Origin of the sequence: Rhizobium sp. 862_C5_N1_2 (assembly GCF_051811205.1) — a bacterium.
GTDB classification, from domain to species: Bacteria; Pseudomonadota; Alphaproteobacteria; order Rhizobiales; family Rhizobiaceae; genus Rhizobium; species Rhizobium leguminosarum.
This window is the reverse complement of the sequence record NZ_JBPWPT010000003.1, coordinates 101,830-113,201: the sequence shown is the minus strand read 5'-3', so window position 1 is coordinate 113,201 and position 11,372 is coordinate 101,830. Positions and strand designations below refer to the sequence as shown.

The 11,372-nt window shown below is 57.9% G+C and carries 6 protein-coding genes and 3 pseudogenes; 4 read left to right on the top strand and 5 right to left on the bottom strand.

Going from position 1 to position 11,372, the window contains the following annotated elements:
• Window positions 1-262 precede the first annotated feature (262 nt).
• Entirely contained in the window at window positions 263-763 is a 501-nt protein-coding gene (locus ACD590_RS30475; protein ID WP_439004112.1) for a hypothetical protein, read from the top strand.
• A gap of 20 nt (window positions 764-783) precedes the next feature.
• On the opposite strand, the pseudogene ACD590_RS30470 reads toward ACD590_RS30475, so the two are convergent.
• Window positions 784-1,012 (bottom strand): annotated as a pseudogene (locus ACD590_RS30470) (ATP-binding cassette domain-containing protein); the annotation flags it as partial.
• A gap of 113 nt (window positions 1,013-1,125) precedes the next feature.
• On the opposite strand from ACD590_RS30470, the pseudogene ACD590_RS30465 reads away from it, so the two are divergent.
• Window positions 1,126-2,194, top strand: a pseudogene (locus ACD590_RS30465) (cyclic nucleotide-gated ion channel).
• Window positions 2,195-2,234: 40 nt separating this feature from the next.
• On the opposite strand, the pseudogene ACD590_RS30460 reads toward ACD590_RS30465, so the two are convergent.
• Window positions 2,235-2,537, bottom strand: a pseudogene (locus ACD590_RS30460) (glycosyltransferase family 2 protein); the annotation flags it as partial.
• A gap of 1,848 nt (window positions 2,538-4,385) precedes the next feature.
• Between ACD590_RS30460 and ACD590_RS30455 the strand changes: the two are divergent.
• Window positions 4,386-4,691, top strand: coding sequence for a DUF982 domain-containing protein (locus tag ACD590_RS30455; protein WP_439004111.1), 306 nt, complete (start codon window positions 4,386-4,388; stop codon window positions 4,689-4,691).
• A 212-nt stretch (window positions 4,692-4,903) separates the two neighbouring features.
• On the opposite strand, the gene ACD590_RS30450 is transcribed toward ACD590_RS30455, so the two are convergent.
• The 3 genes from ACD590_RS30450 to ACD590_RS30440 form a co-directional block, all read right to left on the bottom strand.
• Window positions 4,904-5,164, bottom strand: a complete 261-nt coding sequence (locus tag ACD590_RS30450) for a DUF4242 domain-containing protein (protein WP_018246314.1) — start codon at window positions 5,162-5,164, stop codon at window positions 4,904-4,906.
• Between the two features lie 41 nt (window positions 5,165-5,205).
• A complete protein-coding gene (locus tag ACD590_RS30445) occupies window positions 5,206-8,733 on the bottom strand; it encodes an ATP-binding protein (RefSeq protein WP_439004110.1) in 3,528 nt (1,175 codons plus the stop codon).
• A gap of 903 nt (window positions 8,734-9,636) precedes the next feature.
• Window positions 9,637-10,014 carry a sunset domain-containing protein gene (locus tag ACD590_RS30440; protein WP_439004109.1) on the bottom strand — a complete coding sequence of 126 codons (378 nt, stop codon included), beginning with the start codon at window positions 10,012-10,014 and terminating at the stop codon, window positions 9,637-9,639.
• A 386-nt stretch (window positions 10,015-10,400) separates the two neighbouring features.
• On the opposite strand from ACD590_RS30440, the gene ACD590_RS30435 reads away from it, so the two are divergent.
• The gene (locus ACD590_RS30435) at window positions 10,401-11,003 is read left to right on the top strand and encodes a hypothetical protein (protein WP_018246309.1); all 603 of its coding nucleotides are present in this window, start codon (window positions 10,401-10,403) and stop codon (window positions 11,001-11,003) included.
• Window positions 11,004-11,372 lie beyond the last annotated feature (369 nt).

Here is an 11,372-nt window from a genome sequence, read left to right as displayed (position 1 = left end):
CGACCTATGGGTGACCTAAGAATTTATTCGGAGGATCACAAGACCTTGGTCCGAAACGTTCACCTTTGAAGGGCCAAGCCTACCACGTTCGCCGCGACCTACCGCTAACTGGGATCGCTTCAGCTCGTAGTCAGCGTGGCCCCACGACGAACCAAGGAGTCGATACCTAATCGCCGCACTAAATCCCAGGCAGCTTATCAGTCATAGCCGTCATTGCCGCGAGGCGCTACTCGATCTGATCGGCGTCGCGCAGGACGCGGCAATGTGGACAAAGACACCTCCACAGCGTGCGAACTTCCGCGCGTGGACGGAGATCATCTGCAATGATCTTCTGTCGGGCGACACAAGCAAAGAGCGTCGCGGAGCCCTCAAGAGTGCACTTGAGTCCGCATGGACGTTTTCCAACTGGCTTACGCCTGCAAAATCGGCCACCTGGATTGATGCCGAGATGGCGCACTCGTTGATTCAACACGCCATCGGCATGGCGACATCATTGATCCTTCGCGAGTTGCGCGGTATGCCTGAGGCATGTCCGAACTGTGGATCGCCGCATCTCCAACCCGAACATGGCGAAAATACTGACGCACCCGGGATACTCTGGGAACGACCGCGCTGCGCCGACTGCGGATGGGCTGGCAGGTACGTTCCAGTCCTTGACCTTGAGGATGGACAGCCCATCATCACACGCGAAGGCGAAGAAACCGACGAATGCAGCATAATGACAGTACCGCTGCGCACGATCCTGAAGCCGGGGACTCCCTAGATTGAGCCGCTGAAGAACACAGACTTGCCCTGGACGACGACCAGCGCATCCATGACGTTCTGGATGACCGTCATGTTTGAAGACGTTGAACTGTTGGAACACCATCGCTGTGCGCAGACGGATCGCCTGGACGGCAATCTTGTCCGGGCGCGCGAAATCCATCCTGATATCGTCGAAAGCAATCGTGCCGGATGTTGGCTTCACCAGATTGCGCGTCAGGAGCGTCGTTTTGCCCGTCCCGCTTGGTCCGGTGGTCTCGTGAGTTACGGGAACCTCGGGCGGCACCTGATCAGTCCCCGTTCCCTTGCGTGTGGCCCAAAGGTATCTATTGTCGACGAATGCCGGGTGGTTGGGAGTATGCAATGTCGGCAGTGCCGTTCTCAAAGATTTCGACGCCGCTCAATGCGCTGTTCGCTACAACCGGTCTCTTGGTCGTTGCCACGCTGACGACGCAGGGCCTTACTGGACAGGAGAGGCTTGTCTTTGAGCTGCTACTTGCGGCAATTTTGGCTGGCCTATGTCCTCCAATTGAGCGGCACATTGCTTTCACGACGACACCGCTTGTCGGGCGGGGTGCCGGCCCTCGTGATCGATTTTCTCGCGGTTCTAGTTCCGGCTGCTGCATTCTTGTTCGTCGGGTCCCGTGATCGAAACCTCTATTGCGCCATTTGGCTTCTCAAGCCGTTGCGCGACTCGACCTTCTTCAGGCTGCTGGCAAAGGTGGTCGCGAATGAATCGCGCAATCTGCTTGGCGTGACATCGGTGTTCGGCATCGTTCTTTTTGGCGCTGCATTGGCCGGTTATATCATCGAGCGAGATGTCCAACCCGATAGGTTCGGCAGCATTCCGCAGGCGATGTGGTGGGCGGTCGTGACGCTGTCGACGACCGGCTACGGCGACGAGATCCCGCAGAGCCTTGCAGGTCGAGTTCTGGCCGGATTGGTGATGATGAGCGGTATCGGTATTTTTGCACTTTGGGCCGGCATCCTCGCCACCGGCTTCTACGAAGAGGTTCGCCGCCAAGACTTCGTTCGCAACTGGCAATTGGTCGCTGCCGTACCCCTGTTCCAGAAGCTTGGTTCCGCTGCACTGATCGAGATCGTTCGGGCGCTGCGAACGCGCATTGTCCCCGCGGGTGCCGTGATCTGCCGCAAGGGCGATGTTGGCGATCAGATGTTCTTCATTGTCGAGGGGCGGGTCACCGTGGCGACACCCGACCATCCAGTGGAACTCGGTGCCGGAAACTTCTTTGGCGAGATGGCGCTAATCAGTGGCGAACCTCGCTCAGCGACGATCAGCGCAGCAACCGAGGTATCGCTGCTGTCGCTCTACGCCGTGGATTTCCAGATGTTGTCGAGCAGTAGTCCGGAGATCGCGGAGACCATCCGCAAGACGGCGCTGGAGCGGCGGGGCGGGCCGCCGAAGGAATAATCCAAACCTGATGGCGGCGGCATTGCCGCATCAAGGAATGCACGAATCGACCTGATGATGCCTCGATCCCAGTATTCCTTGCGGCGGCGACACCGCGGTTGGGTGTGGACAGGAGGCGGTCCGGAGAGTCCGACACCGCTATCTGCTCGACGAGTTTTACGGTGTCGCCCGTGGAACCGTCGTTGACAACGATAATCTCCAGGGCGGCGTAGGTCTGGCGCATAGCCGACCGAAGCGTGCGCTCGATATAGGTGGAAGCATTGAAGGCCGGGATGACTACTGCGACCAGAGGCTGGTCAGAATAGAGTGTGTCCCCTCGATCCTCATCTGTATACGACAGCATTGCAGATCTCTGGCCACGTCAACCATAAGGATACTTTTGTAGGGATGAAGGGACTGCTTTTTCGATTTCTGCCGTTTTCGGACATTCTATTCGGGGCGGGAAAATGCCAGCCGCCGATCTTCGCGAACACGGCGTTTCGTTCGGACAAGGCTGGCTTTTTTCCAAGCCGCTCGCCGCGAAGGACCTTATCGAATTTCGGGATGCCTCAGTTGCCCAATTTGGAAAGGCTCCCGAGATCATACGGGCCGACAAATGGTAGAGACGATGCCCTTTCACGGCCTTCGGTAGCCGAGGCTGAACGCCCGCAACAAGGTTGGCAGATGATGGTAATCTCGCCACCGGACGATCGCAGGTACCGCTACACTTCCAGGGGACGCCGCTGTATCGCATACCCCGATGTCCATGGAATAAAGGCATTCTAAATCCCGGTTTTCGAACTTGGCTACGCCTTGCACCACGGCCGAGGCGTTGGCGGGCAGCTGGTCTCTCCGCAAATGAACGGCACGGCAAGGCCCTCGCTGATCAGAATGCTCCCGACGTCCCTTCCATCAACTAGCAAGGTCCCGCAGTAGCGCCCATGGTTGCACTTCTTCGTACCCTCGGTGCCCGGCGCACAGGCGCATGCGACTTTGGTAAGCCGAGCGCTGCCATGAGCGACAAGCTCCCGAAGCCGTGCCGATGCCCGCTCCCCCAGTTGGCGCTCGTATTCGCATTGGGGCGAGAACTTCTCCGGTGTGTTGAAGCCAACCAGGCGCGTCCCTGCCCGCTCTCCCGAAACGTGGACTGTATCGCCATCAGTGATCGTGAATGCCTGCTTGGCCAAGACCGACGCAATGGGTGACGACCGGGACGCGCCTTCGAATGCGGATTCGCCCATCTCGAATAATGAATAGAAGAGCCCAGCTGACGCAACGACAGCCACGATCATCGTGTCGCGGAGAATTCTCCTGCGCCACCATGCGGCCTCTCGTGACAGGAACGACCGTGCGTGACGTTGGAAGCGCCTCCTGTCCAGGGTCGTTCGCTGCTTCTGCGGCGCTCCTCGAATACCCGCACCTTCACCGCCGAGAATTTGGTGTAACTTGGACAACTGCCTGTCGCTCAAGCGCGTCTTGCTGCCACACCTCTCCAACCTGGCGAGCACGTCCGACAGGAAGTTCCGTTGCCACGGAGTGAGTGTCGCCTGGGCGAGCGCAGTTCGAATGCTGCCTTTGAGATGTTCCGTCTCGAACAGAACGAGTACCGCGCCACCCGGCTTCGAGTTTGAGGTGCCCCGCATTTTAGTGAGACGGCTCCGCGCGTCGGGTCGATCTCTTATAGTGAACCCAAATGGCCGCGATGACCCCTATCATGACGATGCCATACCAGCTGAGCAAAAGCGCAATCATCCATCGATGCTGGCCGACAAGAGCGAGAATCGCTGCGACAATGGCAACGTGGGCTATGAGAAGTCCAATCGAAATGAATAGCACCGGGCACACTTCACTCTAAACAAAACAACCAACGCCTCCAAGACGAACCTGCGTTCAGCACGAAAGCTGGTAAATGGGCGGTGAAAGTGAATGTTTCGCCGAGTCCTCTGTTCCGATCCAACCAGAAACTGCCGCACTGGAGGTTGAAATCTCATCAGAATCTCATCATTAGGGCATCCAGCCATCGGCCATCATCGCAACAAAGGCCGATGCAGCTTAGGGCGCTCCGATGTCAAATCGTAGAGCGCCCGCTCCTTTCCTAGGGTATACCTTCACGCCTGGTCACGTCAGGTAACCAATCGTCAATTACGGATTCCGAATATACGCGTATGGTGCTCTTTGGGGATTGCGATCCCTGCCTTGAGCGGTCGAGAACATGGACTGGGACGCAACCTCTGCATTCACACCCGTCGGGCTGGCTCTGCGCGGCCAGCCAGTTCACAGGATAGTCCGCACCCTCGGCGACGCGGCATATATGCTGCTCAAGGACTGGCCCACCGATGACGGCGAAGAATACGTCACTGCGGTGAAGGCTTGCGTCGACGCGATCAGCGGTAAGATCGCTCCAGAGCAATTTCGGGTCGCATTCCTGCGTGCGGCCGATGAGGCGGGTATCACAGCTCTAACCGTCGTCCAGCAGCCAGTGCCCGTGCGGAGACCGGTCGCGTCGGCGCGATCCTAGGCAGGTCCTCATTTCAAACTAATACTCGTCTGTCAGCGTATCGTTGCCCTTGCGAAATCGTGCCGCGGGCCTGCCCCAGACAAAAGAGCTTTGGCAATCATAGCTTTGCAGGGCCCTTCAAAGTCCTCGCGAATAAAAAAGTCACACTCCGGCCGAAGGCAGCCCGGACGATCCCAGCCGCCTCACCCCGAGCTGTGCTTGGCCGAGGAGAGCTATGCAAACATGTTGGGACCGATCTCCCCGCTAACCTCGATGATCACATCTGCGGGAACATGGTTCCTCCCGGCGGCGGCGAGAATGGCTTCAGTGTTGGGCGCCTCGTAAAGGCAGTAAGTCTTTTTCCGGTCCGCGCTGAGGAAGGAAAAAATCCACTTCACTCCTTCCTGGTCGTTGATCAGGTTGATTTGCTCGACCCCTTCTTTCGATAAATCGAGTTGCTCTGCGAAGTTTCTTTCAATGATGTAGCGTGGCATGACGAGACCTTCTTCCCACTAAAAGCAGCGAACTGCTGGTCCTAATGAATCGTTGGCTTCAGTCGCTGTTGCAGCCGGACCATTCCCAGTTCGGCCGCGGTTGACCGGGCATGCTCGAATAGAGACATTGCTCTCTTTATTGCGGCCCGGCTACCAATTTTCATTAGGAAGTCTGCATAATCTGCCTGTGTGTGCGCGAGCCACGGCCGCGAGCCGATGGCCGAGTTCATCTCGAGCGCGTGCTCAAAGTGCTTCGGCGCTCTGTCGAATTCACCCAGCGCGGCGGCCAACACTCCCAAATAGCGGCTTGCCGCGCCGAAGCAGACGGTCGCCATACCTATTGTGACGGTCATCTCCTTGTAGTCGAGCATAAGCTCATAGAGGGTCTGAGCCGCATCCGCATCGCCGAGACCGGCGGCGACTTCCGTCAGGAACGAGAGAGACGCGCTTCGTTTACCGTCAATCGGAAGAGCGAAGCGGGTGCGGGCGAGCTCGCTCAGCCTCCGCTGGGCCGCTTCCCGATAGCCCAGATCAAAGGCGACCAACGCAAAGCCTGGTAACCACGTGACTTCCTCCGGGCTCTCCTCGATCAACAATTTCATGATCGGTGCGACCTCCGACAGGCGGCTCTGCTCCCGCCGGATCGCGAACATCTGCATTCCATAGACGCCCTCGGCCGCCTCGCCAAGAGTACGCATGCCCAGCATCAGAGCTTCGTCAGCAAGCGCCTCTGCGGCGGTGAATCGTCCATCGAGGATAGCCATCATCGCTCTTGCGATACGAGCGTAGAACTGGATGTTGAGATGCTGCCGCTTGGTCCCAAGTTCGTCTAGTGCGTCAACCGCCCGATCGGCTCGGGCGCGATCGCCGAGCTCGGTGGAGACGTACGCCTCAACTGAAAGCGCACGGCTTTTCACATCGTCGTCGTCTATCTCATCCGCGAGGCGTCTTATTTCATCTACGCGAGCGAGCCGGTCGTTTCTCTCCCTGACGGACTTAACCGGTGCCGGTGTTAGGAATGGCAGAGCGGAGAGCTCCACTAACGCAGTTTTATCTCCGACCCGTCGGGCTAGTTCGATTCCCTCTACAACGTATTTTGCGGCGTTATTGCTGTCGCTCAGGTAGGTGTATCCCCGCGCAAGGCGGCTGAGAAGCTGGCACCGGGAACTCTCATCTGCTGGTTGAACCATCGTCAGGGCTTCCTTGAGAAGCGGCACGGTTTCGGCAAGCGAGTTCGAGGAGAGGAATTTGGAGCCGTCGAGACCGATGACTGCGCGAACAAAGGCCTGCGTGTCGGCCCCTTCGCGTGCCAATTGCGCAGCCAGCCTGTATTGCGCCAGCGAATCCGTCATCCGGCCAGCAGCAAAAAGGGCGTCCCCGAGCCTGAGGATCGCGGCGAGGAGATTCGTTCGCCGGACAGGTCCCTTGGGTATTCGCTCTGCGATCGCCAGGGCATTCTGGAAATGGTCGACCGCCTCATAGTTGGCTGACCTTGCAAGGGCACGTTCTCCAGCCCTCATCCAGAAGGGAAACGCGAGCTCAGTCCGCTGCGCTTTCTCGTAGTGCTGGGCGATGAGCTCGGGTTGGGTGGCAGTGACGTCGTCATACTGGTCGACGAGAACCCGTGCGATCTCCTCGTGGAAATGTCGACGGCGGCGGTTTAGAAGTGATTGATAGGCTGCATCCTGAATGAGCGCGTGGCGAAAAACCAGAGCATCCTGCAAGACGCCGTCTTCAACGACGATCTGGCTGGACTCAAGCTGATTCAGCGCCTTCTCGAGCGTTCGATCGTCGACGCCTGCGACCTTTGAGAGAAGGCCCCGATCAAATTCCCTGCCTATCACGGCGGCAATTTGCGCAATCTCCTTGGTCGTCTTCGCTAAACGGTCGAGACGTGTCATCAGCGAGCCCTGCAGACTGTCCGGGATCTCAGCGTTGAGCGACGACGCCTTTCCGCTCTCCACGACAGAGCGTGTGAGCTCCTCGATGAACAGCGGCACGCCGTCGGTTCGCTCCGCGATCCTTTCGGCAAGCTGTTCGGGAATGTCGGATACCATTGATTCGATGAGTTCGTGCATTTGCTGCCTGGTCAGGCGCCCGATGGAGAGCGTCGTCGCCTGCGCCAGTCCGCTCGCCCAATCCGCTCTCCATTCCGGGCGATGGGTCACGACGACTAGGGCTGCGATGCCATGAAGCCGGCTGACGAATTCCCGCAGCACTTCGCTGGTGGATGGGTCGATCCAATGCGCATCTTCGAAGACCAGGAGCACCGGTGCGATCTTGGCCGCAAGCAGCAAACGATTAGCCAATGTCCGGACGAGAAGTTCCTTGCGTTGGTGCGCGGAGAGATCCGGCGGTCTGAACTCGTCGCCCAAGTCGAGCGACAGCAGCTCAGCATAGATCGCGCCAACTTCGGAGGGACTTTCGCCATAGCGGCGAACTAGGGCGCGAAACTTTTCGAGACGAATGCACCGGTCATCTGCCGGGTCGAACGAAGCGACCCGGCTCAGTCGCTCGACAATCGGGTAGAAGGCCGAGGTCGCGTGATAGGGTGAACACTGCAATCGAATGAGTTCATGTTGCGTCCCTTGCAGGCGCTCTTCAAAAGCTTCGACAAGGCGCGATTTCCCGATGCCAGCCTCTCCCGACAGAAAGACCGCTTGGCCCTGCCCCGACTTCGCCAACTCCCACCGTTCGAGCAGAAGGCCGATCTCACTAACGCGGCCGACAAATTTCGAAAGTCCGCTGGCATGCGCGGCTTCGAAACGGCTATCCACCGCTCGCTGACCTCGGACTTCGAACATCGCAATGGGTGAGACGAAGCCTTTGAGGTCCTGCCCGCCGAGGCTCCGGATATCGAACGACTGCCCGGCGAGGCGGCGGGTGGTGTCTGAGACCACGATCTGGCCAGGGGCGGCTGCGCCCTGCAGGCGTGCTGCCAGGTTTGGAGTGTCTCCCGCGATCGATGCACGCTCCTTCGCGCTGCCGTCGGTGTCGCCAACGACCACGTGCCCGGATGCGATGCCGATGCGAGCCTTCAATTGCTGCGCGTTCGGAGACTGCAGGGCGTCGACGGCGGCCATTGCTTCGAGGCCGGCCCGGATTGAACGCTCAGCATGATCCTCGTAAGCCATAGGCCATCCGAAATAGGCAAGCACGCCATCTCCGAGATATTTGGCGACGTAGCCTCCGAACCGCGTAACTGCGCTGGCAACGCTATCCTGGTAACGACGTATCAACTCGTGCATGTCTTCAGGATCGAGCTGCGCAGACAGCGCTGTCGATCCGACCAAATCGCAGAAGAGCACGCTGAGCAGTCGCCGGTCAGCCGCAGCTTCGGACGCGGTTTCGGAAGCGGCTGAAGCAGGGGGCTGTTCGGCTAGGCGTGGCTGCGCAAGTCCATTGATAGCAGCTAGAATAATCTTCCGGTGACCAAGCGAGACACCGAGCTCCTGGAGGTCGGATTCCGCGAGATGAGGAAGCGCCCGAAGATCAACGTCATTCTTGACGAAGGCTTCAGCGTACTGGCCGAGACCGAGTTGACGGAGCCAATCCTCAATCGTCTGCATCGACGTCCATTCCGCTTGCGCCTCCGGAATTCATCAGCCTGAATTCATCAGCGACATCGGCGGCTCAATCTTATATTGCGCGCGGAGGCCGTGGGACACTGCCGTGTCGATGCCAAGCCCACCATAGAACGCCTGTAGGGGCGGTTTCGTCGGGTCGCCGACCGCGTCGCCATCGATGAAATCGTTCGCAGCCCTAGCCGAACTGGGGCCGAGGCGCAACGTGATGTAGTAAGCTTGCAGTGTCGCTCAGTCCGCTGCCGCGACACTAAGACGTAGAAATGGTTAGCTTTGTATGGGCTGCCTTGGCTATTTTCCCGGATTGGCGATACTAAAATCCATGCAACAATAAATCAATTAGCTCTTAAGTAATATGACTAGATAATCCGGGTTATACAATAGGGGAACTTTCCGACCGACCAGAGCCGCGCAAGTCCTTGGGGTCCGACGTTAGACTCGATGCACCACTTTATGGACTGATCGAACCATAACTTGGATCAAATTTCAATGGAATGACCTAGGCGAACGACGAGCGTCTGTTCATGAGCGCTCGTTGAGATTACCACGACGGGCGTCTCGTTCTGGTTTCGGGATCCAACCACGGGTAGCCCCCTCTGCTAAGGAATGAGTGCGCGACCGCTAGTTGGCTTCTCTCCTGCAAAAGCGGTTCGATCGTGGCGCGCGAATCGCCGTCGTGCCAGGAGAGTGCCGCATCGACGGCGTCCAACTGCTCCGAGGTAGTATGTTGTATCGGTGCAATGTTTTCGACCTTCCGAGATGCTCCTTGGCGAGCGTCGATGAACATGCTCATTCAATTGGACGCTCAAAATCGCACCCGTCTTGCCGGGCGTAGGAAGCGAGGGGTAGCCATTGCCTATTGACCTTAGGTCGTCCCACGCCAAAGCATCACGATTTCGATTTCCGCCAGCCCGACGCCCACGCTTCAAATTCCGAGCAGAACCACCGCTCTCCATACTTGGGGCTGATCTTCGTCTCTGCGTAGCGTCGCTGCCCCGGCACATGGAAGATGCGCTCGCCGGTGGCGATGCTGACATTGCCCTTGATTTTGCACGATTGTTCCGAGCCGCCTGAGACGCTCCATGAGGCCAGCAAGTCGCTCGCGGTCCAGCCGCCGGCTGCACCAAACGCGAGGGCGCCGATGAATAAGCCCGGCGCCTTGAACAGCACCGATTTCTTCTGCTGATTGCGATAAGCCGGACGCATGCCCCCAATCTCCGCCATTTCGCGCGAAATATCGTAGCCGCGTTCGCGTATGGCGAACATTTATCAAAAAGGGGTATCTCGCCCATTCCGACCTGCGGGCCTAGCCTTGAAATTTAGATTCTGCTGCGTCTTAACCGCTTGGAACGAAAAGGAATTGCCAGAAACTCAATGATGGTTGCGAGCTCCGTTCGGCCCTCACGGCTCGCGCCAAAGACTTTACCGAACGATCACGCACCCCTGGGCGTAGAGCCGTTGCTGCTGTATTTCGAAATCCTGATCAATGGTGCTGACCCGGGCATAACCGATTTTCGTCATGTGTCACCTCAAGCTTTAGGCATGAGGCTACATGATCTCGAGGAAGATGGCGATGTAAGGGACGGCATGCGCAAGAGAATGGAATTTCGCCCAAGCGCCACGGTAGCGGATTTGGATGGGGGATCTCTGGAATGTCGATCTTGCTGAGAAGTTTGTCGCTGTTGGCTGGAATAACATTGGCGGCGCCTGCCTCTAGCAGTTGTTTGAGCGCTAAAGAAACCAAACAGGGCGTGCTGCTTACCAGAGAAGTACCTTTCTATTCCGTGTTCTACAAGCCGGACGGTCCGGGTCTCACCGAACAACGGCTGATGGAGCGTAACCATTCACTGCAGCCGGTGTCGGCTGTATATTTGCACCCCTTGCTCGTCGAAAAGAGAGTTAGTGCCAGCGGGACGCATGAGCTGAAATACGCGAATGCGATTGCGTTAGAGGATCTACCAAAGAAGAAGAACTGGCAATCCGAGACGACACTGTTCATTAATGGCCAAAAATCCGTTTCGGGCGCTACTGTTATTAGGTTCGACGGCTGGGGAGAGGAAACTATTGCATCTTGTTCTTACAAAGTTTGGGCCATCAACAGCCGTCTCGAACTGACGGAATTGCCTCCGATTATTTTTGAACAATACTATTCCCCCGAGCTTCGTCTCGTTCTTCGTTCGGTAAGGCTGAGCCCCTCCAACAAGCCGTTGAGCGAGGTTCGATTTGATCGGTTCCAAATTGGCTGGGGCAACTGATTGATCGTGAGGTACGTGTTACTGGCGGCCGACGCTTATCGGGCGTCGGTGATTTTCATCCAATGCTTTGAACCTCGGTCTTGCCGCATATTTCAAGGCCAAAGCTGCTATTGACCGAGTTCCGGAAATACGTGGGATTCCCTTTGCCCGCGAGGGCAGCTCATCTAGGCCAAGTACCTGAGTTTGGTTGCGGGGGAGGAATTGAACCTGCGGCCTGGTTATGAGGCGCCCGCCACTTCCGGCCGGAACGTTCAGAACGCGCCAGAATGGGCGCAAGGGCTGTAAAGCAAAAAGGGCGCTCGACCCTTGCGGGGAGCGCCCTTATCCTGTCGGACAACGAACAATTCGACGACGTCGATACCGCGCGCA